The sequence below is a fragment of the Limnohabitans sp. 2KL-51 genome (assembly GCF_003063645.1).
GTDB lineage: Bacteria > Pseudomonadota > Gammaproteobacteria > Burkholderiales > Burkholderiaceae_C > Limnohabitans_A.
Map to the genome: position 1 here is coordinate 32,292 of NZ_NESJ01000019.1, position 20,936 is coordinate 53,227.

Genomic DNA, 20,936 nt, shown 5'->3' on the forward strand with positions numbered 1-20,936 from the left:
TTGGCCACACCCAACTACGGATTCGAAAAACGCCAGAAAGAACTGGCGAAGAAACGCAAAAAAGAAGACAAGCTCAAAGCCAAGTCCGACCGCAAATCGGGCCTGTTTGCTGAAGACGGCTCCGAAATCGAGGGCGAAGAGGGCGACGCCAACAATGCAGCGCCCGGTGCTGCTGACTCGTCCACGCCCGGTGCGGTCGACTCTTCCACGCCTGCTGCTTGAATCATCGGCCGCAGATCACCTTTGCACCAATCCATGCGCCAAAACCAGCATGTCTGGCATGCTGTGGCTCGCAGGTGTCACTCGCGGGGCTTGGGCGTAATGCACAAAGTTGTTGCCGGTGGAGGTCTCGTAACCAGGGTCGTAATGGCCTGAAAGCAACTCGGTCACCACCTCACGCATTTCATCCCGCTCTATTCTTTCTTGCCATCCTTGCACCACAGCCTTGCCGCGCAGGGCCGTCAGCCGCTCCAACCGGTCGGCAAAAAGGGCGCGGTCTTGCGTGAAAAACGCATAATCCTCCATCAGCAGATTCACCCGATTCTCCAGCGACAGGTCCACCCGCAGGCAGGGGCTTGCCCGCATGGCCACCATCAGCTCGTCCGGCACTGCCAGATTGCCCACCTTTTTGCTTTCGGCTTCCACAAACACCGGACGGTCTGCGCTGAAGACGCGCAAAGCATCCCAGACCTGCGTGTCAAAGGCTTTTTGCGTCGGCTGCGGCGTGCCCGGAATCAAGCCCAGCACCGAACTGCGGTGGCATGCAATGGCTTCCAAGTCCAGAACCTGAGCACCTTCTTGCGCCAAAGCCTGCAGCAAGCGCGTTTTGCCCGAGCCGGTGGGCCCGCACAACACCTTGAACTGCAGGCGCTGGGCTTGGCGAGGCGTGTCTTCCATGACCTCTTTGCGAAAGGCCTTGTAACCGCCCTCAATCAGGTGAACCTTGAAGCCGATTTGCCCCAAGATCAGCGCCAGCGAGTTGCTGCGCTTGCCCCCACGCCAGCAATAAATCAGAGGTTGCCAATTGCGCGGCTTGTCCATCACCTGAGTTTCGATGTGGCGGGCGATGTTTTTGGCCACCAGTGCTGCGCCCACTTTTTGGGCCTCAAACGGGTTGACCTGTTTGTACAGCGTGCCCACCTTGATGCGCTCTTCGTTGTTGAGCGATGGCCAGCTCAAAGCGCCGGGCAGGTGGTCCTCGGCGTGTTCGCCTTCGGATCGCGCATCCAGAATGGCGTCAAACTGACTCAGTTGGGCCATGGCATCAGCGGCCGAGATCAGGTGAAGGCTCATTTCAGTTGTTTCTTGAGGGTGGGCCAAACATTGGCCAGCATGCGCGGCTGCGCGGCTTCGTTGGGGTGGATGCTGTCGCTCTGAAACCATTTGAGCGGTTCGGGGTCGTCGCCCACGCCTTTTAAAAAGAATGGCACCAGCGCCGCCTTTTGGCTTTTGGCCACTTGCGCGTAGGCGGCTTCAAATTGCCGCGCCATGTCGAGGCCGTAATTGGGGGGCATTTGCATGCCCAACAGCAGAACTTGCGCCCCAGCCGCTTGGGCTTGCTTCGTCATGGCCAACAAATTGTCTTGCGTCATATTCATCGGCAGGCCGCGCAGGGCGTCGTTGCCACCCAGCTCGATGACCACATGGCTGGGCTGGTGACGTTGCAGCAAGGCGGGCAGGCGAGAGCGACCTCCCGAGGTGGTGTCGCCGCTGATACTGGCGTTGATGACTTGCACGCCTGGCTTTTCGGCGGCCAGCTGTTTTTGTAGCAAGGCTACCCAACCGGAGCCACGGGCCAAGCCGTATTCGGCGCTGAGTGAGTCACCTAACACCAAAATGCGCTGCCCGGAGGCCGCCGTCACTGGCGCGGCAAGGCCCCAACTGACCAGGGCCAGCAAGGTCCAGTTAAAGTGGCGTCGTCTCAACAAAGGTTTGTGCATGCCTGAATCCATCATTGCCGTGCGTGGCGTCTCCAAAACGGTGCAAGACGCCAGCGGCGAACTGCGCATTTTGCGCGATATCGACTTCTCATTGAACGCGGGGGAAACAGCCGCCATTGTCGGTGCTTCCGGCTCGGGCAAAAGCACACTGCTGGCGATCCTGGCCGGATTGGACACACCCAGCACCGGGCAGGTGGTGTTGGCCGGGCAATCGTTGTTTGATTTGTCCGAAGACGAGCGCGCCGCCGTGCGATCCCAACATGTGGGATTTGTGTTCCAGAGCTTTCAGCTCATGCCCAACCTGACAGCCCTCGAAAACGTTATGCTGCCCCTGGAGTTGGCCGATCGACCCGATGCCCGCAGCACTGCCACGGCCATATTGCAGCGCGTGGGCCTCGGTGAACGCCTAAAGCACCTGCCCAAAGTGCTCAGTGGCGGCGAGCAACAGCGTGTGGCGCTGGCCCGAGCCTTTGTGGTGCAACCCGATGTGCTGCTGGCCGACGAGCCCACCGGCAGTTTGGACCACGCCACCGGCGAGGCCATCATGGACTTGATGTTTGCGCTCAACCGCGAGCATGGCACGACCTTGGTCTTGGTCACACACGACCGCCAGCTGGCCGCCAAGTGCGAGCGCAGCTTGCTGATTCAGGCAGGGCGTTTGTCCGAGGCAATCGCGCAACCGTCCTGAAAACCCGCACGGGACATTTATGGATTTGTCCCATGCGATTTGCAATTCCCTCTGACAGCTCTTGCATGTGTATGTTCTTGTCCCCGTAGTAGCCCACCCCGTGGGCGATGGCTTGCAGGGCGTGTGCCACGCCCATCGCCCACAGGGGTGGGCTTCTACAAAAATCTATTCCTTGCCTGTCACTCAAGACTTCAAGAGGCCGGATCAATAGAAGGCCTTTATGCCTTTGGCATGAGTCTTTGATCAGCCGGATGGTTGTGACCAACGATAATCCGGGGATGTCATCTCACAAAGTGCTGTTCGGCTTCCATGCCGTGGGCGTTCGCCTCAAGATCGCCCCCCAATCCGTTGTTGAAATCCATTACGAGGTCACGCGCCGCGATGCGCGCATGCGCCAGTTCATCGAAAAGGCCCGCGATTCGGGCATGAAAATGATCGAATCGGACGGTGAACGCCTGGCCAAGCTGGCCGGTGGTCACGGCCACCAGGGTGTGGTGGCCATGGTCGCGCCCATGCCCCAAAACCATTCGTTGGATGATTTGCTCGATACCGTAGAAGGCCCACCTTTGCTCTTGGTGCTGGACGGTGTGACCGACCCGCACAACCTGGGTGCTTGCTTGCGCGTGGCCGACGGTGCTGGCGCACATGCCGTGATCGCCCCCAAAGACCACGCGGCCGGCATCAATGCCACCGTGGCCAAAGTGGCCAGCGGCGCGGCCGAAACCATGCCTTATTTCATGGTCACCAACTTGGCACGCACCTTGGGCGAACTCAAGGAGCGGAGTATCTGGATCGTGGGCACCAGCGATGATGCGCCCCGTACCATTTATCAAGTCGATCTGAAAGTGCCCACCGCCTTGGTTCTGGGGGCCGAAGGAGCGGGCATGCGCCAGTTGACGCGCAAGAACTGCGACGAGCTGGTCAGCATCCCCATGCGCGGCGCAGTGGAAAGCCTGAACGTGTCGGTGGCCAGTGGCGTGTGCCTTTATGAGGCTCTGCGTCAGCGTAGCTGAGATTCTTTTTAAGCAACCAACCATTCAAATAAGGAACGTGACATGTCAAAAAACACCTCCCGAATCGCCTTGATCTTCGCCGTCGGTTCGGCCTGCCTGCTGGCCGCTTGCACACAAGAGCAGCAAAACAAAATTGGTCGCAGCATCCAGAACTGGACTGGCACCAACGGTGTGATGGAGGTCTACGCAGGCGAGAAGTTGGTGCGCCGCTTTATCAAGGTCGACAAAGTTAGCACCGCTTTGGGCACTGATGACAAATCACCACGCGCTTACCGCTATGGTTACGGCGTGCTCGATGAAAACTTCAACTTCGAGGTCGATCCGGGCGAGAAAAAAGTGTATTTCGAGGTAAGCGATTACTCGAACACGGTCTTTTTCGAGAACCCGCGCTGACGGGCTGCCCAGCCCTGAGGCCTCAGATCCAGCCCAATCCGCCGATCACAGCGCCCGCTCCGATCAACCACAACAAATGGATGCGGGTGCGCCAGACCAGCAGCATGGCCACGGACGTGAGCATCCACAGCGGCCAGTCTTTCGCTGGCTGGTTGTGGCCCGCAGTAAGCAGCCAACCGGTGGACACCAGCAGCGCAATGACCACAGGTGCCATGCCCAGCTTGAAGGCCCGCACGCCCAACTTGTCCCGGTGGCGCTGGGCCCAGCGCGTGGTGTTGTAAGTCAGGATGGACGAGGGCAGCATGATGCCCAGCAAACTCAGGACAACGCCCAAGGCCGACAAGCCCACGCTGAACCACCCGCCTCCCATGCCAGTGCCTGCGTTCAGTCCCACGTTCCAGCCGATCACGGCCACAAACAACACATTGGGCCCGGGCGCAGATTGCGCCAGCGCGATGGAGGAGCTGAATTGTTCGTCGCTCAGCCATTGGTGCTCGTCCACCAAAAAACGGTGCATGTCGGGCGCGGTGATGATCGCGCCGCCCACGGCCAGCAAGGACAGGGACAAAAAGTGGTTGAAAAACGCCAGCCAATCGCTGACGCTCAGTGATACAGCAAGGCTCATGCGGCGTCCCCTTTGTTCAGCATTTGGCGCGTCAACTGAAGATAAGCCCAGCCACAAGCGGCACTGCCCACCCCCAACAGCACCCAGATCAGCGGCCAGCGGAGAACGCCCACACAGACGAAGGTTGACAGCATCACGGCCGCGCACACTGGCAATCCCATGGGGTTGCGTTTCAAGGCGCTCATCAGTTTGATCCCAGTGGCGGCAATCAAACCGGCCGCCACAGCGCCCATGCCACGCAAGGCGCCTTGCGCCCAAGGGGCATCCGATACGCCTCCAAATGCCATGGCCAGTAGCAAAACCACAGCCAAAGGGGCCATCAGCAAACCCGCCAAAGAGGCCAGGGCACCGCCCAAACCAAAATACCGACCGCCGATCGTCAGACAAAAATTGACCACATTCGGCCCCGGCAAAATTTGCGCCACCGCCCAGTCTTCGACAAATTGCTCGCGTGTCATCCAGCGTTTTTTTTCGACCAGCTCGCGCTGCACCACGGCCAGCACGCCGCCAAAGCCTTGCAGGGCTAAGAGGGTGAATGAGACAAACAGATCGGTTTTGGAGCGCGGTTGCTGCAGGGGCTGGTGTTCGGGCATGTCTCGGATTATCTCTGCGTGGGCTCAATCAGAGGTGTCACCGTCCAGCCACACCAGTTGGCCCCGACCGCTCTCGCTCAACCGCGCCATCAGGGCCGCTGCCAGCGTGTCGGGCAGGGCAAAGCGCAAAGTGACCACGTTGCCATGGGTCACCTCCAACAGCTGCGCCTGCGCCAGTTCCAGTTCACGTCGCACTAGGCCTTCAAGTGCATAGGGAAAGCTGCACGCCAGTTGTGCCTGCTTGATCAGTGGGATTTTCTCTGCGGTGAGCAGTGCCTGGGCCACCGCATCGGTGTAGGCCCGCACCAGACCGCCTGCGCCTAGTTTGACGCCGCCAAAGTAACGCACCACTGAAGCCATCACGCCTTGCAGATCCTGATGGCGCAGCACTTCCAGCATGGGTCGGCCTGCGGTGCCGCCGGGCTCGCCATCGTCGTTAGCCGCCGACTGGCCTCCTGCCAGCAGCGCCCAGCACACATGGGCGGCATCGGGGTGCTCGGCCTTGAGTTGCGCCACCCGTGCCTGCGCCTCGTCGCGTCCGGCGATCGACTCGACGCAGGCGATGAAGCGGCTTTTTTTGATGACCAGTTCGTGGTGGGCAGGGCAGGCAAGAGAAAAAGGCATCGTTCAAGAATACCCCAAGGGCCATGCGTTCTGACAAAGTGTTCTGATGCCTGAAAACCGGCGCTCACTGCCGCCGCACAGCCCCGGCTAACATCGACCTATGACCTGTCCAGACTGCTCCCCCGTGTCCGCGCCAGCGGACCATTGGGTTTGCCCTGTCAACCCTGGGGCCTCGCCCAATGTGCCGCTTTGGCAAATGGCGGCTTTGATGGGCAAATTGGGCGCTTCCGACCGCCACGCCGTGGCCGAAGAGATCTTGCGCTTGCTGGCCACCTGGGTGCCCATGGCGCAGTGCACGATTTTTTCCTTCGAGGGAGCAGGGCGTCCGCGCACCCTGGCGGTGGGCGACCGGGCGCGCACCCTCGCTTTGCCCGACATCTCGCAGGCCTATGTGCAGCGTTTTTACAGGCTGGACGGCGCGCAGCAGGCCATGCAAGCGCACCACCAGGCCGCCCTGAGGGCATCGCCCCAGCATCCGCACATCGTGCTGCACCGTCAAGCCGCACACGCTGTCGAGCACCCGGATTACCGGCAAATTTGCTATGAATGGCCCCGCGTGGCTGAGCGGCTGGCCATTTTGTCGCTGCACGAGGGCCGGCGATGGCTGTCGGTCAACCTGTACCGGGGACTGGAGCACGGCTTGATGACGGATGCCGAGCTGGCCAACGTACAAGCCTTGGCACCTTTGATCGTGCAGGCGGTGCGCTTGCACTACACCGGGCAAGTGCTCAGCGTGGATCTGATGGCCTTGTTGCTGGACCGCTTGGCCCTGCGGGGCCCGGCGCTCAGCCCGCGTGATCTGGATGTGGTGCGTGGATTGCTGGAAGGCCTGAGCACCGAACAATTGGCCGAGCGCCTGGGCCTGACGCTGGCCAGTGCGCAGACCTACACCAAACGCATTTACCGCAAGCTGGGCTTGGCTGGCCACAAAGCCTTGGTGGCCTGGTTGCTTGCCCCGCAGAGCTTGGAGTCTGTCCCCAAAAGGTGACGTCTTTTTTGCCAGACCTTGTCTAAACTCGGCCCCCATTGAGTCAGTGAAGTTCCCATCCCTGGAGGCACCATGCACCAACCGGCCAGCGCGCCCCGCCGCTCGATTTATTACGACTACACCGTGCACCAGCCCTGGTTGCCTTCTCAGCACCCGGGGCAGCCGCTGCACCCGGTGGTGATCGCGGGCGGCGGTCCGGTGGGTCTGACGGCCGCTTTGGAGCTGGCGCGCTTTGGGGTGCCCTGCGTGTTGCTGGAGTCGGAGTTGCAGGTCAGCGAGGGCAGCCGCGCCATCGTGTTCACGCGCCGTTCCATGGAAATCCTGCAGCAAGTGGGTGTGGCTGATCGTGTCACGCAAAACGGCTTGCCCTGGCGCTTTGGCAACTCGTTTTACCGGGGCGAGCGCGTGTTTCGCATGGAAGCCCCACACGACGAGAACGACCGATTTGGCCCCATGATCAACCTGCAGCAGCAGTTTCTGGAGCAGTACCTGGTCGAAGCCTGCGAGGCCAACCCCTTGATTGATCTGCGCTGGGGCAACCGCGTCACGGCGGTGACGCAACACGCCGACCACGCCCAACTGCAAGTGGACACCCCCGAAGGCCCCTACACCCTGCAGACCGAATGGCTGGTCGCCTCGGACGGTGCCCGCTCGAGCATCCGCAGCATGCTGGACCTCAAGCTCGAAGGCGCATCCTACGAAGGCCGGTTTGTCATTGCCGACATCCGCATCGACCTGCCTTTGCCCACCGAGCGCCTGGCCTTTTTTGACCCCGAATGGAACCCCGGCAACACCGTGCTGCTGCACCGCGAGCCCCTGGGCATCTGGCGTGTGGACTACCAACTGCCCGAGGGCGAAACACCCGAGCAGGCCTTGTCTTCAGAGTCGCTCAAAGCCCGCATCAACGACCAACTGGCCATGATCGGCCATGCAGACAAGCCTTGGGAGATGGACTGGAGCTCGGTGTATTCGGCCCGGACGCTCACCTTGCCCGACTACCGGGTGGGGCGCACCTTGTTCATGGGCGACGCCGCCCATTTGCTGCCAATTTTTGGTGTGCGGGGGGCCAACACCGGTTTTCAGGACGCGCAGGCCCTGGCCTGGCGTCTGGGTCTGGTGTGCCGGGGGCATGCTTCTTCGGCCTTGCTGGCCAACTACAGCGCCGAACGCGTGGGCGCGGCCTGGGAAATCATCGAAGAAGCGGGCAAAAGCACCCGTTTCATGACCCCGCCCACGCGCGGCTTTCGCTTGCTGCGCGACGCCGTCTTGTCGCTCTCGCTCACCGAAGCCTTTGTGCGCCCGCTCTACCACTGGCGCACCTCGCGCCCGCACGCCTACAGCCATTCCAGCCTCAATTGCCGTGTGGACGACAACGCGCAGTTCCAGGACGGCCCCGCGCACGGCGCGCCACCGCTCAATGTGCGCCTTTCGGACACGCAGTTTTTGCTGGACCACCTGGGCGGCGGCTTTGACCTGCTGTGGTTTGGTGCGGCCGACGCCTTGCCCGCCGAGCTGCGCGACGGCGTTGTCCAATGGCATGCACAGGGTTTCCCATTGCGGCTCACTTGCATCACGCCGTCTGGCCACTCAGAGGCGGGCCTGTTGGAAAGACCGACCGATGCGCCTTGGTTGCAGGTGCTGTCCGACCCTCAAGGTCAGGTGCACGGCCGCTACGGCGTGACTCATCCAGGCGCGGCCTACCTGTTGCGTCCCGACCAGCACATTTGCGCCCGCTGGTTGCACCTTGATGCCCAGCGCCTGAATGCTGCCCTTGTCCAAGCCACCACCGGAGAAGCCCCATGAAACCCTCAACCGGTCTGGACATTGCAGGTCTGGAAACAGCCTATGACCAACTGGCCTTTGCCATTGATGCCGCAGGCCCCGAAAAATCCGAACTCTTTTTGGTCAAACTGGCTTTGCTGGCCGCTCAAGCCTTGGGCGACGCCCCAAGCTTTGTGGATCTCATCGAGCGCGCCCAAAAAGACCTTTGACGCGGGGACTCGCTCATAGGCAACTACGGTGCCGGTCGAATAACCGCGCCAGCTTCAGGCCCACCGCAGTGCCCCTACACTAGCGGGTTATCCCGAGTGCCCGCCCATGAACGCCTTTGTAGACGTCTCTTTCTTTCCGCGTGACGCCAAACCGCTGACCAGTTACCGAAAATACTGGGCGCAGCGCTTTGGCACGGCCCCGTTTTTGCCAATGAACCGGGAAGAAATGACCCAACTGGGCTGGGACAGCTGCGACATTGTGCTGGTCACCGGCGACGCTTACGTGGACCACCCGAGTTTTGGCATGGCCGTGATCGGCCGCATGCTGGAGAACCAGGGTTTTCGGGTCGGCATCATCGCCCAGCCCGATTGGACCAGCGCCGAGGCCTTCAAGGCCTTGGGCCAACCCAATCTGTTTTGGGGCGTGACCAGCGGCAACATGGATTCCATGATCAATCGCTATACGGCGGACCGCAAAATTCGCACCGACGACGCCTACACCGCGGGCGACGTGGGTGGCAAGCGCCCTGACCGCGCCGCCATCGTCTACAGCCAGCGCTGCCGCGAAGCCTTTCCTGACACGCCCATCGTGTTGGGCGGCATCGAAGGCAGCTTGCGCCGCATCGCGCATTACGACTACTGGTCTGACAAAGTCCGCCGTTCGGTGGTGGTGGACAGCAAGTGCGACTTGCTGCTCTACGGCAACGCCGAGCGCGCCATTGTCGAGATCGCCCACCGCCTGGCCGCCCGCGAGCCCGTGCAGCAAATCACCGACGTGCGCGGCACCGCCTTTGTGCGCCGCGAAACCCCAGAGGGTTGGTTCGAGATCGACTCCACCAGCGTGGACACGCCCGGGCACGTTGAGGCACACATCAACCCGTATTTGATGATTTCGGACCAAGCGCGGGAGCAGGGCGCCACTTGCGCCCGTGAGGAAGAAGCCAAAGAAGTGGCCGAGGGCGAAAACCAGAAGGTTCAGACCTTGAAGTTTGTGCCCAACGCCGCCACTGGATCGCCACGTCGCTTCGCTCCTCGCGATGACGGAAGTGTTGTCATTGCGAGCGAAGCGCGGCAATCCATGCCAGCTTTACCCGAGCTGCGCGGCAAAGGCACCCACAAAGTCCCGCCCCGCGACAAAAGCGTCATCCGCCTGCCTAGTTACGAACAGGTCAAGCAAGACGCCGTGCTCTATGCCCACGCCAACCGCGTGCTGCATCTGGAAACCAACCCCGGCAACGCCCGCTGCCTGGTGCAAGCGCACGGCGAAGGCACCACCGCACGCGACGTGTGGATCACGCCGCCGCCCATTCCTCTCACCACGCCCGAGATGGACCATGTGTTCGACCTGCCGTATGCCCGAAGCCCGCACCCGCGCTATGCCGACGAGAACGGCAGCCACGACCACGCGACCAAAATTCCCGCATGGGAAATGATCCGCTTCAGCGTGAACATCATGCGTGGCTGCTTTGGCGGCTGTACCTTTTGCTCCATCACCGAGCACGAAGGCCGCATCATCCAAAGCCGCTCCGAAGAATCGGTCATCCGCGAGGTGGAAGACATCCGCGACAAAGTCAAAGGCTTTACCGGCATCATTTCTGACTTGGGTGGCCCCACCGCCAACATGTACCGCCTGGGCTGCCGAACCCCCGAGATCGAATCCGCTTGCCGCAAACCCAGCTGTGTGTTTCCAGGCATTTGCCAGAACTTGACCACCGACCATGGCCCGCTGATCAATATGTACCGCCGGGCGCGTAACCTCAAGGGCATCAAGAAAATTTTGATTGGCTCCGGTCTGCGTTACGACCTGGCCGTGCAGTCGCCCGAATATGTGAAAGAGCTGGTGCAGCACCATGTGGGCGGCTACCTGAAGATTGCGCCCGAGCACACCGAGGGCGGGCCGCTGTCCAAAATGATGAAGCCGGGTATTGGCACCTACGACCGCTTCAAGTCGATGTTTGACAAGTACAGCGAAGAAGTGGGCAAAAAACAGTTCCTCATTCCTTACTTCATCGCCGCCCACCCGGGCACCAGCGACGAAGACATGATGAACTTGGCCGTCTGGCTCAAAAAGAACGGTTTCAGGGCCGACCAGGTGCAAACCTTTTACCCCAGCCCTATGGCCACGGCCACGGCCATGTACCACTCTACCCGCAACCCGCTGCGCAAAATCACCCGCGACAGTGAAAAAGTGGACGTGGTCAAAGGCGACAAACGCCGCCGCCTGCACAAGGCGTTTTTGCGCTACCACGACGCCACCAATTGGCCGTTGCTGCGCGAAGCGCTCAAGGCCATGGGCCGATCGGATTTGATCGGCAACGGCAAACACCACTTGATTCCGAACTGGCAACCTCTTGCTGAAGAGGGCTACCAAAGTGCTCGGCGCAAAAACAGCACTGGGGCGGGGGCCAAGTCTTCGGTGTCTCTGTCCACGAGTCCCAAGCGAGTTGGGCAGCCTAAAAAAGGCCAACTGTTGACGCAGCACACCGGCTTGCCACCACGAGCAAAGAGTTAACTTGCGGCCAGCTTTTTAGAGTGGCGCCAGGGCTGTGGGCTTCTGGCTTTGCCTGTTTATTAAGCGCACCCCGCCAGCCCAACAAGCATGCGTCTTGGCGCACTTGTCCCGGGGCTTATCCACAGCCTTGGGTACGGGTGGTGTGGATGGATGCAGGTGTTTTCACTGCTTCGATGGGGATTTATTCAAGCCGCATGGCCCGATTGGTCCTTTATGGCGCAAAATGCGCCATAAAGGAGCTTCTCATGTCTGCATCACCTTCTTCTTTTGCATCCGTCAAATTGCCCTCTGGTTTGGTCACCCAGGCCCGCGAAGCGGCCACGCCCATGCGCCGCTCTGTAGCAGGGCAGATCGAGTATTGGGCTACGCTGGGGCGCATTGCCGAGGCTTCTGGCTTGACCATCTCTGAGGCCCGAGAGGCCATCGCGCTCTACGATGTGCGTCAGAGCTCGACGGTGTCTGATGCTGACCCCCTGGACGCCATAGAGGCGGATTTTGTGGCCGCAGAAAGTACCGCCCGCCTGGCCCAGGCGGTGCGCCAGACGGTGCAAAGCAACCGCCGTCAGGTGGTGAAGGCCGCTTGAGCAATTGCTGCTTTTGAAACCCGTTTTCTATTTACTCGCTGGCCCCAATGGTGCAGGCAAATCCACTCTGTACCGCTCAGCGATTGCTTCGGGTTTGCTACCGTCCGATGCCGAATTTGTGAATGCGGACCTGCACGAAGCTCACGCCCTGCAGCACATCACCGATCCCGAGCTGCGTTCTGCCCAAGCCCGGGCTTGGGCCGATGCGCGTCGCTCGTCTTGTCTGGCGCAGGGCCAATCGTTTGTGAGCGAGACGGTGTTTTCGCACCCGTCTAAACTGGCCTTGATGCGAGATGCGCGAGCGGCGGGTTTTGCCGTGGTGCTGTTGGTGGTGTGTGTGAATGACCCGCGTCAGTTGCTGGGCAGGGTGGCGCAGCGTGTGGCCGAGGGCGGTCACGACGTGCCGTCCGAGCGCATTTTGGCGCGCTATCCACGGACCTTGCAGTATTTGCAGCAGGCCATGCCCCTAGCTGATCTGGCTTTGCTGTACGACACATCCGGTGTGGGCCGACACGGAATTTCTGGCCCCAAGCTGGTGGCCCGTTGGCGTCAAGGCGTCTGGCATTGGCAAGTGCCAAGACCTCCGACTTGGGCGAAAAAGATTCAGCCTGCCAAACCGCCCACACCGTCGGTCGCGTAGTCCCGGCTTGGCATGCTGGCGCAACGCTGGCCCGCAAGTTGTTGTTGCCTCAGGTGGCGTCTTTTGCATCCGCCGAGTTGGCCCCCATTTGCGCCACCACGCACCGCACCCCCAACTCTTCCATCAACCGCTGCCGCGAAGACGCAGGTGCCAGGTCGGTGAACAGGGTGTGCACCACTTTCAGCGGAGCCATTTCGATCATGGCGGGGCGCTCGAATTTGCTGTGGTCGGCCACCAGCCAGACTTGGCGCGATTGCGCCACGATAGCGCGGGCCACCATGACTTCGCGCATGTCGTAGTCGCGCAGGGTACCGTCGGCGTCGATGCCGCTGATGCCGATCAGGCCAATGTCCACCTTGAATTGGCGGATGAAGTTCAAGGCGGCTTCACCCACCACCCCCAAGTCTTCGTGGCGCAGGGTGCCGCCTGCCACCACCACGTCGCACTGTGGGTTGGCCGCCAAAATGCGGGCCACATGCAGGTTATTGGTCACCACACGCAAATCGCGGTGGTGCAGCATTTCGCTGGCCACGGCCTCCACGGTGGTGCCGATGTTCATGAACAGGCTGGCCCCGTGCGGAATGGCAGCGGCCACTTGCCGGGCAATGTCTTGCTTGGCGCTGGCCTGGATGCGCTTGCGTTCGGTGTAGGTGATGTTGCGGGTGGAAGAGTCCACGGCCCGCACACCGCCATGAAAGCGCTCCAACTCGGCCGCTTCGGTCAGGCGTTGGATGTCGCGCCGGGCGGTTTGCAGGGTGATCCCGAACTCCTCGGCCAGTTCTTCGGTCTTGACGCTGCCTTGCTCTTTGACGGATTGCAAGATGGCGAGTTGTCGGGGGTTTAAGGCCATGTTTTTTGCTTTTTAATGGAGATTAAAAGTCTTCACGAAGGCCAATGTCTTGGTGTGGCTTCACGCTGTCTTCATCGATACAATCAAAAACGAATCATTGTAATCATGTATTCTTGATGTTTTGAAGGATTATTTTGACCAATTTACAGTCTGAGCATCCAGCGGAAGAGGTCTGTGATTTGCTGGTGGTGGGCGGTGGGGCCACCGGTTTGGGGGTGGCTTTGCAGGCGGCGCTGGAAGGGCGCAGTGTCATGCTGGTCGAGGCCAATGACTTTGCCAGCGGTACATCCTCGCGGTCCACCAAGCTCTTGCACGGCGGGGTGCGTTATTTAGCGCAAGGGCGGCTGCGTCTGGTGCGTGAGGCCCTGCGCGAGCGCGCCACCGTGCTGCATTTGGCCCCTCATTTGGCGCAACCGCTGTCGTTTGTGGTGCCTGCTGCCGGTTGGCTGAACTGGGCCTTCACGGGCGTGGGCCTGAAGCTGTACCAGTGGCTGGCAGGGCGTTTGAGCTTGGGGGATACCGTGGCCGTGTCGCGCCAGGCGCTGGCTTGGGGTTTACCGGGTATGGCGGGACAGGTCGGGCGCTCGGTGGCGGGCATGCGTTATTGGGATGGCCAGTTTGAAGATGCCCGTCTGGCGCTGGCCTTGGCCCAAACCGCGCGGAGGGCAGGCGCTCGCATGCACAACCACACCCGCGTGACTGCGCTGATTCCAGTACAGAACGGTTGGCAAGTGCGCCTGCTCGATGCGCGACGGGGCACATTGCGCACGGTGCAGGCGCGCTGCGTGGTCAACGCGGCGGGGGTGTGGGTGGATGAACTTCGCCGTATGGCCTTGCCGCCCGAGGCCGGAGGGCCGCCGCTCAAGGCTCTGGTCACGGCCAGTCAGGGCGTGCACCTGGTGGTCACGCGAGCGTGTTTGCCGCTGCGCGAAGCGGTGCTGATTCCCCGCACCGCTGATGGCCGGGTGTTGTTTGCCGTACCTTGGCTGGGGGCCACCTTGATTGGCACCACCGACACCCCGCGCACCGATGCGCCACGCGAGCCGCAGCCCATGGCCGAAGAGCTGGACTTTTTGTTCCGCGAAACACACACCGCGTTTGGCTTGGCCCTGAAGCCCGGTGATGTGCGCAGTGTGTGGGTGGGCCTGCGCCCCTTGGTGGGGAGCGCAGGGCAGGGCGAAGCCGCGCAATCGACCAGTCAGATGTCGCGCGAACACCTGATCCGCCGTGAAGCCCCGGGGCTGGTCACGGTGACCGGTGGCAAATGGACCACTTACCGCAGCATGGCCGAGGAGGTCTTGCACACCCTGCAGGCCCATGGCGATGTGCCGCCTGCACCCAATGGACCGGTGGACACCCGCCAGCACCGCCTGGTAGGTGCGCCTGAAGAGGGCGGCTCGGCGCTGCACCCCTTGAGCGTTGCCCCCGGCTTGCACTTGTGGGGCAGCCAAGCCGAACAGGTACTGGCCATGCCCGGTGCGCAGAGCGAGTTGGGCCTGGGCTTGACCGAGGGGATGGTGCGCTTTGCCGCACGCCACGAATGGGCTTTTACAGTAGAAGACATGCTCGCCAGGCGTTGGCGGGCGTTGTTTCTGGATGCGCGCCAGGCCGCGACCATGGCCCCGGCCGTGGCCGCTTTGCTGCAAGAAGAGACCGGGCTAGAGCCCCGTTTGGACGAATTTTTGGCGCTGTGCCAGCGTTACACGATGGGCGATTGATGTAGACACTGATTTGGTCAAATTAGCCAGATCAGCCAAATCAGCTTCGGGTGGCCGACACAGCGGCCCGCAGGCCCAGCAGGTAACTGTCCACACCAAAACCTGCGATTTGGCCTTTGGCGATGTCGGCGATCACCGAGTGGTGGCGAAACTCTTCGCGGGCGTGGATGTTGGACATGTGCACTTCGATGATGGGGCACTTCAGGATGGCCAGTGCGTCGCGGATGCCGTAGCTGTAATGCGTCCAAGCCCCAGCGTTGATGACCACGGCCTGCACGCCATCGCCGTGGGCGCGGTGGATGCGCTCGGCCATTTCGCCCTCGTAATTGGTTTGGTAGCACTCGACCTGCGCGCCCAGTTCAAGGCCCAGGGCGGTCAATTGGGTGTTGATTTCGTCCAGCGTGGTGGTGCCGTATTGGGCCGGGTCACGTTTGCCGAACATGTTCAGGTTGATGCCGTGCAGGACAAGGATGTTCATGGTAAAGGCTCTATTGCTCTAAGGATCGTGGGAATTGGGGCCAAGATCTGCGATTGTCGGTGATATGCGGCAAGATCATGCGTCTGCCGCCTTGAGCGGCACGTTTTCTCCGAAAGTTGACCATGACCCCTTTGAAAATTGATTTTGTGTCCGACATCGCCTGCCCTTGGTGCGCAGTGGGTTTGGGCGGGCTGGAGCAAGCGCTGGAGCGCTTGCAAGGCGAGGTGCAGGCCAAGCTGCATTTTCAGCCTTTCGAGCTGAACCCGCACATGCCGCTAGGTGGCCAAGACTTGGGCGAACATTTGACCGAAAAATACGGTTCTACCCCTGAGCAACAAGCCCAGATTCGCCAGACGATCACCGAACGTGGGGCCGAGGTGGGCTTTGTGTTCAACCCCAACGGGCGCGGCCGGGTTTACAACACCTTTGACGCGCACCGCTTGCTTCACTGGGCCGAAGGGCAAGGCGACGGGGCACAACATGCCCTGAAAAAATCCCTGCTGGAGGCTTACCAAGGCCGCGCCGAGTGCGTGGAAGACCCGCAGGTTTTGTTGGCCAGCGTGGCCGCCGCAGGCTTGGATGTGTCGGCTGCCAGCGCGGTGTTGCAAAGCGACGCCCACACCGCCGAAGTGCGCGAACGCCAGCTGTTTTACACCCAGGCGGGCATCCGTTCGGTGCCAGCGGTCATCATCAACGACAAGCATCTGATCTCGGGCGGCCAGCCGGTCGAGGTTTTCGAGCAGGCGCTTCGGCGAATCGCCTTGGGCGAAGTGGGTTGAACGGAGCCTTGCAAATGAACCCTCAGTTCAAGCAGCCAGCTGCAAACCCCGAGACGCCGAAGGTCTGCACCTCTCGGCGCAGACTTTTGGGCCAGTGGCCTGCGGCGGCGGCCTTGGCCCTGATGGGCATGTCGGTTGGTGTGCGGGCTCAGCCTGAGCGCAAGGCTGCCGCAGCTGAACTTTTGCGCCTGTGGCGGCAAAGTGGTGGTGCGCTGCTGATTCGCCATGCCGCGACCGAATCGGGCCTGGGCGACCCGGCCGGATTCACTTTGGGACAGTGCCGCACCCAACGCAATTTGAGCGATGCGGGCAAACAAGCCTCTCAGGTATTTGGGGCCTGGCTGCAAGCGCAAAACTTTAAGCCCGATGCGGTGCTGAGCAGCCAGTGGTGTCGCTGCCAAGACACGGCGCGACTGGCTTTTGGCCAGTTCGAAGACTGGCCAGCATTGAACAGCACCTTCGCCGGACAAGGCGATCCGGCTGCGCAGCAAAAGGCCTTGTTGGCCCGTTTGCGGGTATTGCCTCAAGGACGCACCGAGGTGTGGGTCACACACCAAGTGAACATGACCGGCCTCACAGGGGCCTACCCCAGCATGGGCGAGGGGTTTTTGGTGGACCGACAAGGCCGTTTGCTGGCCCGAGCGGAGCTAGCCCCATGAGCGGTCTGCACAGTTTGACGGTGTACTTTGACGGCTCGTGCCCCATGTGCCGACGCGAGATTGCCATTTACCGGCGTTTGCCAGAGTCTGCTGCCATCGATTGGGTGGATGTGAGTGCTGGGGCCGAATTGGGCGCTTCGCTCAGCTGCGCGCAGGCGATGGCCCGTTTCCATGTGCGCGACAGCCTCGGGCGCTTGTACAGCGGCGCGGCAGCGTTCTCGCAAATGTGGCGCATGTTTCCGGGCTGGCGTTGGCTGGGTTGGCTGTCGGCCTGGCCTCCGCTGTCTTGGCTGTTCGAGGCCGCATACCGTTTGTTTTTGCCGTTGCGACCCACTTTGCAAAAGTGGGTCAGGCGCAGCTTGGGTGAGGAGAAATCGTGATGACCAGAAGCTTGTCGGGCGCTTTGCCCGTATGGGTGGGGTTGGGTCTGTTTGGCGCTTTGGCTGTGTTGGGTCTGCCCCATGCCCTTGCGCAAGCACCCAGCCCAGTTGGCGAGAAGGTGACTTTGGGCCCTTGGGCCATCGACCGCACCGAAGTCACCATCGGCCAGTTTGAGCGCTACGTGCGAGCCACCGGCACCGTGACCCGCGCCGAAAAAGAGGGCGGTGGTTTTGAGTATGTGGGCGGATGGGTACGCCGTCCCGGCTGGTCTTGGCGCTTACCGGATGGCGTACCTGCAAGTGCCGATTTGCCTGCTGTGCACCTGGACTTTGCCGAGGCGCAGGCTTACTGCCGCTGGGCAGGGGGCCGCTTGCCCACAGGCGCGGAATGGCAAAAGGCGGGGTTCACCGAGTTGCGTGACACCCCCCCAGCGCCTTGGGTGAAAGGCAAAACTTATCCCTGGAGCACGGGTGACAGCCCGCAAGGCGCCAACACCAGCGACCCAGACCCCTGGCCCCGCGCAGCCCCTGCGGGCGCCACGCGCCAAGGCGTGAATGGCTTGTACGACATGGGCGCCAATGTGTGGGAGTGGACCACCGATGAGCAGGGCGGCCAGCGGCGCACCGTGGGTGGTTCCTGGTGGTACGGTGCGTTCAACATGAAGGCCGATGTGCAGGCCTTCAAAGCCCCTGACGTTTATGTGGTCTACCTCGGCTTTCGCTGTGCTTATGACCTTACGCCAAAAGGCGCCAACCCGAGCAAGGCACCCTCATGATGCTGTCCTTGCCCGAGGGCTACCGGGCTTTGGTGTTCGGCGCCAGTGGTGCGATTGGCCAAGCTTTTGTGCAAGCCTTGCAAAGTGACCCACGTTGCGCCAAGGTGTGCGGCGTTTCGCGTCAAAGCTTGCCTGGCTTGGACTTGCTGGACGAGTCCAGCATGGCCACTTGCGCCCAAGATTTGGCCGCGCAGGGGCCTTTTCATTTGGTGCTGGACGCCACAGGTGCGCTGACCTTGAACGGGCGGGGCCCCGAAAAGCGACTGGACGAACTGGACGCAGCGCATTTACTTCACGCCTTGCACCTGAACGCTGTCGGGCCGTCTTTGTTGCTCAAGCACTTCTCGCCTTTGTTGGCCTCGGGTGAGCGGGTCATTTGGGGCAAATTGTCGGCGCGGGTGGGCAGCATCGAAGACAACCGCAAAGGTGGTTGGTACGGTTACCGGGCGGCCAAGGCCGCGCTCAACATGCTGCTGCAAACAGCGTCCATCGAAATCGCGCGGCGCAGGCCATTGGCGGTGGTGGCCGCTTTACAGCCGGGCACGGTGCAATCGTCATTGAGTCAGCCGTTTGTCGGCCAAGATGCCCTGCACCCAACCGAGTCAGCCCAGCGCTTGTTGGCCACGCTCGATGGCTTGCTGCCCACCGGGCGTGCGCAGTTTGTGGACCATCAGGGGCAGCACATCCCTTGGTGATGTGCCCAAGCATAGGGCGTTGATCAGCCCAGTGCCTTGGCAATCTTGTGGCGCGGCACCGTGGTTTTGGGGCACTGTCCCTTGGGCAGCTCAAACCACTGGCGCACATCGTTCTCCACGCCTACCCCGTGCATGAAGTTGTAGATGGCTTTTTTCAGGCCTTGGCCCAGCAGGTCGTGGTCCACGCCCGCAGGCATGGGCGTCGGGTCGACAAAGCCCACATCATTTTTGGCAAACGTCCCTTCGGGCAGGGGCAAAAGCGTCACGCCGTAAGCCTCTGGATTTTTGCCTACCGGCGAATGCACGGTGCACACAAAGCGGTGGAAAAAGCCGCTGTGGATGCAGCCGTTTTCAAACAGCTGGCGCACGTATTCGAGCGCGTCCACCGTATCTTGCACGGTCTGCGTGGGAAAGCCATACATCAGGTAGGCATGCACCATCACGCCCGCGTCGGCAAAGCCTTTGGTCACTTGCGCCACCTGCTCGACCGAGACGCCTTTTTTCATGAGGTTGAGCAAGCGGTCAGACGCGACTTCGAGGCCACCCGACATGGCGATGCAGCCGCTTTGTGCCAGCAGTTCGCAAAGCTCTGGCGTGAAGGTTTTCTCAAAACGGATGTTGCCCCACCACGAGATTTGCACGCCCCGGCGCAGCAGCTCTTCGGCCAGTGCTTTCAGGGCTTTCGGGGGCGCGGCCTCGTCCACAAAGTGAAAGCCGGTCTGGCCCGTCTCGGCCACGATCTGCTCGATGCGGTCTACCAGGGTGCTGGCCTGCGCGGTTTCGTAGCGGCTGATGTAGTCCAGGCTCACGTCACAAAAGCTGCATTTTTTCCAGTAGCAGCCGTGCGCCACGGTGAGCTTGTTCCAGCGCCCGTCGCTCCACAGCCGGTTCATCGGGTTGAGCATGTCCAGCAATGACAGGTATTGATGCAGCGGCAAACCATCCCAAGTGGCCGTGCCCACCTCTTCAAAAGCGATGTCGGGCTCTTGCATATTGATGTACTGCACTTGGCCTGCGTCGTTCTTGATAAAGGTGCGCTGCAGTCGTTGCAAGCTGCGCTGGCCCTGCAGGTGCTCGATCAGGCTCAACAGCGGGCGCTCGCCGCCGTCGAGCGTGACGAAATCCACATGGTCAAACACGCGGGCGTCTTTGAGTTCGCGCAGCTCGGTGTTCACAAAACCGCCGCCCAAGCCAATGCGGATGTGCGGGTGACCCCGCTTGATGCACTGGGCGATGCGAAAGGCCGCATAGACCGAGCCGGGGAAGGGCACCGACTGCAACACCAGTGTGGGCTGGTGGCGCTCCACCGCCTCCATTGCCAATCGCTCCAGCGTGGTGTCGATCAAATTGGGGGGCTGGGCCAGCGCCTCGGCCAGTGCGTCAAAGCTGGGTTGGCTCGCGGCCAGGCGCTCGGCGTATCGCACGAACTCAAAGCCTTCATCGACGGCATCGCGCAGCACATCGGCCAGGTCGTTCAGGTAAAGCGTGGCCAGGTGCCGGGCGCGGTCGGTTTGGCCCAAAGCGCCAAAGGCCCAACCAATCGGGTCACCTGTGCCATCGTCTTCATAAGCGTCGAGCGCGGCAAAGCGCGGGCCTTCGGGCAAAAAGCCCCGGCCAGCGATGCGGTGGCTCAGGGTACTGTCGCGGCCCTGCAAGAAGGCGATCACCGGGTCGATGCTGATGGCGTAATCGTTGAAGTGGTCGAGGAAAAAATTCACGGGGCTGGAGCGTTCTTCAACAGGCAAAGCCAGCGCCACATCACGCAAATCGGTCAGGCCTTTTTTGTTCAGCAAAGCCAGCACCGTGGCCAGCGCAAGGTCTTCTTGCACCGCATCAAACCCCCGCGAACGCAAAAAACCCGTCAGGTAGGCCGTAGACGGGTAGGGCGTATTGAGCTGCGTCATCGGCGGGATGAGGCTGAGCACTTTGAACGGGATGGGGCTGGGCATCAGGCGGTGGCTTGTCGGGTCAGATGGGGGATTATCAACGGCTGCTGCGCCTGCAGCATTG

24 protein-coding genes are annotated in these 20,936 nt (G+C 61.5%); 16 read left to right on the forward strand and 8 right to left on the reverse strand.

The genetic code is table 11. The annotated features are described in order from the left end of the window. Nucleotides 1–222 (forward strand): hypothetical protein, encoded by a 222-nt coding sequence (locus B9Z49_RS17660; protein WP_108354757.1) that lies wholly within the window; start codon nt 1–3, stop codon nt 220–222. Between the two features lie 15 nt (nt 223–237). On the opposite strand, the gene mnmH is transcribed toward B9Z49_RS17660, so the two are convergent. Continuing rightward, nucleotides 238–1,293 carry a tRNA 2-selenouridine(34) synthase MnmH gene (gene mnmH / locus B9Z49_RS17665; RefSeq protein ID WP_108354758.1) on the reverse strand — a complete coding sequence of 352 codons (1,056 nt, stop codon included), beginning with the start codon at nt 1,291–1,293 and terminating at the stop codon, nt 238–240. Beyond that, on the reverse strand, nt 1,290–1,940 hold the full coding sequence (locus tag B9Z49_RS17670; RefSeq protein ID WP_108354800.1) for an arylesterase: 651 nt from the start codon (nt 1,938–1,940) through the stop codon (nt 1,290–1,292). The genes mnmH and B9Z49_RS17670 overlap by 4 nt, the downstream gene beginning before the upstream one ends. On the opposite strand from B9Z49_RS17670, the gene B9Z49_RS17675 reads away from it, so the two are divergent. The 3 genes from B9Z49_RS17675 to B9Z49_RS17685 all read left to right on the forward strand — a co-directional run bounded on the left by B9Z49_RS17675 (nt 1,939) and on the right by B9Z49_RS17685 (nt 4,034). Further along, nucleotides 1,939–2,628 (forward strand): ABC transporter ATP-binding protein, encoded by a 690-nt coding sequence (locus tag B9Z49_RS17675; RefSeq protein WP_108354759.1) that lies wholly within the window; start codon nt 1,939–1,941, stop codon nt 2,626–2,628. The two genes, B9Z49_RS17670 and B9Z49_RS17675, sit on opposite strands and share 2 nt — an antisense overlap. 278 nt (nt 2,629–2,906) lie before the next feature. Continuing rightward, a complete protein-coding gene (rlmB, locus tag B9Z49_RS17680) occupies nt 2,907–3,641 on the forward strand; it encodes a 23S rRNA (guanosine(2251)-2'-O)-methyltransferase RlmB (protein WP_108354760.1) in 735 nt (244 codons plus the stop codon). A 42-nt stretch (nt 3,642–3,683) separates the two neighbouring features. After that, a complete protein-coding gene (locus B9Z49_RS17685; protein ID WP_108354761.1) occupies nt 3,684–4,034 on the forward strand; it encodes a hypothetical protein in 351 nt (116 codons plus the stop codon). Nucleotides 4,035–4,056: 22 nt separating this feature from the next. On the opposite strand, the gene B9Z49_RS17690 is transcribed toward B9Z49_RS17685, so the two are convergent. Genes B9Z49_RS17690 through B9Z49_RS17700 form a run of 3 tightly spaced genes read right to left on the reverse strand, consistent with a single transcriptional unit; the run spans nt 4,057 to nt 5,876 of the window. Next, nucleotides 4,057–4,659: a chromate transporter gene (locus B9Z49_RS17690; protein ID WP_108354762.1), complete on the reverse strand. Its 603-nt coding sequence runs from the start codon at nt 4,657–4,659 to the stop codon at nt 4,057–4,059. Further along, nucleotides 4,656–5,252: a chromate transporter gene (locus B9Z49_RS17695; RefSeq protein ID WP_108354763.1), complete on the reverse strand. Its 597-nt coding sequence runs from the start codon at nt 5,250–5,252 to the stop codon at nt 4,656–4,658. Before B9Z49_RS17695 ends, B9Z49_RS17690 begins: the two co-directional genes overlap by 4 nt. A 24-nt stretch (nt 5,253–5,276) precedes the next feature. After that, nucleotides 5,277–5,876 (reverse strand): YigZ family protein, encoded by a 600-nt coding sequence (locus B9Z49_RS17700; protein WP_108354764.1) that lies wholly within the window; start codon nt 5,874–5,876, stop codon nt 5,277–5,279. A 124-nt stretch (nt 5,877–6,000) separates the two neighbouring features. On the opposite strand from B9Z49_RS17700, the gene B9Z49_RS17705 reads away from it, so the two are divergent. The 6 genes from B9Z49_RS17705 (at nt 6,001) to B9Z49_RS17730 (ending at nt 12,591) form a co-directional block, all read left to right on the forward strand. Beyond that, nucleotides 6,001–6,864 carry a helix-turn-helix transcriptional regulator gene (locus B9Z49_RS17705; RefSeq protein ID WP_233254694.1) on the forward strand — a complete coding sequence of 288 codons (864 nt, stop codon included), beginning with the start codon at nt 6,001–6,003 and terminating at the stop codon, nt 6,862–6,864. Between the two features lie 72 nt (nt 6,865–6,936). After that, a complete protein-coding gene (locus tag B9Z49_RS17710) occupies nt 6,937–8,667 on the forward strand; it encodes an FAD-dependent monooxygenase (RefSeq protein ID WP_108354766.1) in 1,731 nt (576 codons plus the stop codon). Next, on the forward strand, nt 8,664–8,855 hold the full coding sequence (locus tag B9Z49_RS17715) for a DUF2783 domain-containing protein (protein ID WP_108354767.1): 192 nt from the start codon (nt 8,664–8,666) through the stop codon (nt 8,853–8,855). Before B9Z49_RS17710 ends, B9Z49_RS17715 begins: the two co-directional genes overlap by 4 nt. A gap of 106 nt (nt 8,856–8,961) precedes the next feature. Continuing rightward, complete coding sequence (locus B9Z49_RS17720; protein ID WP_108354768.1) at nt 8,962–11,367, forward strand: YgiQ family radical SAM protein; 2,406 nt, start codon at nt 8,962–8,964, stop codon at nt 11,365–11,367. A gap of 245 nt (nt 11,368–11,612) precedes the next feature. After that, the gene (locus B9Z49_RS17725; RefSeq protein WP_108354769.1) at nt 11,613–11,951 is read left to right on the forward strand and encodes a hypothetical protein; all 339 of its coding nucleotides are present in this window, start codon (nt 11,613–11,615) and stop codon (nt 11,949–11,951) included. 13 nt (nt 11,952–11,964) lie between these two features. Further along, on the forward strand, nt 11,965–12,591 hold the full coding sequence (locus B9Z49_RS17730) for an AAA family ATPase (RefSeq protein WP_233254695.1): 627 nt from the start codon (nt 11,965–11,967) through the stop codon (nt 12,589–12,591). A 49-nt stretch (nt 12,592–12,640) separates the two neighbouring features. On the opposite strand, the gene B9Z49_RS17735 is transcribed toward B9Z49_RS17730, so the two are convergent. After that, nucleotides 12,641–13,441: a DeoR/GlpR family DNA-binding transcription regulator gene (locus B9Z49_RS17735; RefSeq protein ID WP_108354770.1), complete on the reverse strand. Its 801-nt coding sequence runs from the start codon at nt 13,439–13,441 to the stop codon at nt 12,641–12,643. Between the two features lie 134 nt (nt 13,442–13,575). Between B9Z49_RS17735 and B9Z49_RS17740 the strand changes: the two genes are divergently transcribed. Next, a complete protein-coding gene (locus B9Z49_RS17740) occupies nt 13,576–15,159 on the forward strand; it encodes a glycerol-3-phosphate dehydrogenase/oxidase (RefSeq protein WP_233254696.1) in 1,584 nt (527 codons plus the stop codon). A 40-nt stretch (nt 15,160–15,199) separates the two neighbouring features. Here the strand turns inward: B9Z49_RS17740 and aroQ are convergent, their stop codons facing one another. Continuing rightward, nucleotides 15,200–15,637: a type II 3-dehydroquinate dehydratase gene (aroQ, locus tag B9Z49_RS17745; protein ID WP_108354771.1), complete on the reverse strand. Its 438-nt coding sequence runs from the start codon at nt 15,635–15,637 to the stop codon at nt 15,200–15,202. 122 nt (nt 15,638–15,759) lie between these two features. Between aroQ and B9Z49_RS17750 the strand changes: the two genes are divergently transcribed. From B9Z49_RS17750 to B9Z49_RS17770, 5 genes are read left to right on the forward strand one after another with little or no spacing between them, the layout of a single operon-like run. Continuing rightward, a complete protein-coding gene (locus B9Z49_RS17750) occupies nt 15,760–16,416 on the forward strand; it encodes a DsbA family protein (protein WP_108354772.1) in 657 nt (218 codons plus the stop codon). Between the two features lie 14 nt (nt 16,417–16,430). Beyond that, nucleotides 16,431–17,075, forward strand: coding sequence for a histidine phosphatase family protein (locus B9Z49_RS17755; protein WP_108354773.1), 645 nt, complete (start codon nt 16,431–16,433; stop codon nt 17,073–17,075). Then, the gene (locus B9Z49_RS17760) at nt 17,072–17,455 is read left to right on the forward strand and encodes a thiol-disulfide oxidoreductase DCC family protein (RefSeq protein WP_108354774.1); all 384 of its coding nucleotides are present in this window, start codon (nt 17,072–17,074) and stop codon (nt 17,453–17,455) included. Before B9Z49_RS17755 ends, B9Z49_RS17760 begins: the two co-directional genes overlap by 4 nt. Then, complete coding sequence (locus B9Z49_RS17765; RefSeq protein WP_108354775.1) at nt 17,455–18,231, forward strand: formylglycine-generating enzyme family protein; 777 nt, start codon at nt 17,455–17,457, stop codon at nt 18,229–18,231. The genes B9Z49_RS17760 and B9Z49_RS17765 overlap by 1 nt, the downstream gene beginning before the upstream one ends. After that, a complete protein-coding gene (locus B9Z49_RS17770; protein WP_199225099.1) occupies nt 18,231–18,926 on the forward strand; it encodes an SDR family NAD(P)-dependent oxidoreductase in 696 nt (231 codons plus the stop codon). Before B9Z49_RS17765 ends, B9Z49_RS17770 begins: the two co-directional genes overlap by 1 nt. A gap of 23 nt (nt 18,927–18,949) precedes the next feature. Here B9Z49_RS17770 and B9Z49_RS17775 read toward each other — a convergent pair whose 3' ends face one another. Further along, nucleotides 18,950–20,875 (reverse strand): radical SAM protein, encoded by a 1,926-nt coding sequence (locus tag B9Z49_RS17775; protein WP_108354777.1) that lies wholly within the window; start codon nt 20,873–20,875, stop codon nt 18,950–18,952. Nucleotides 20,876–20,936: the final 61 nt, after the last annotated feature.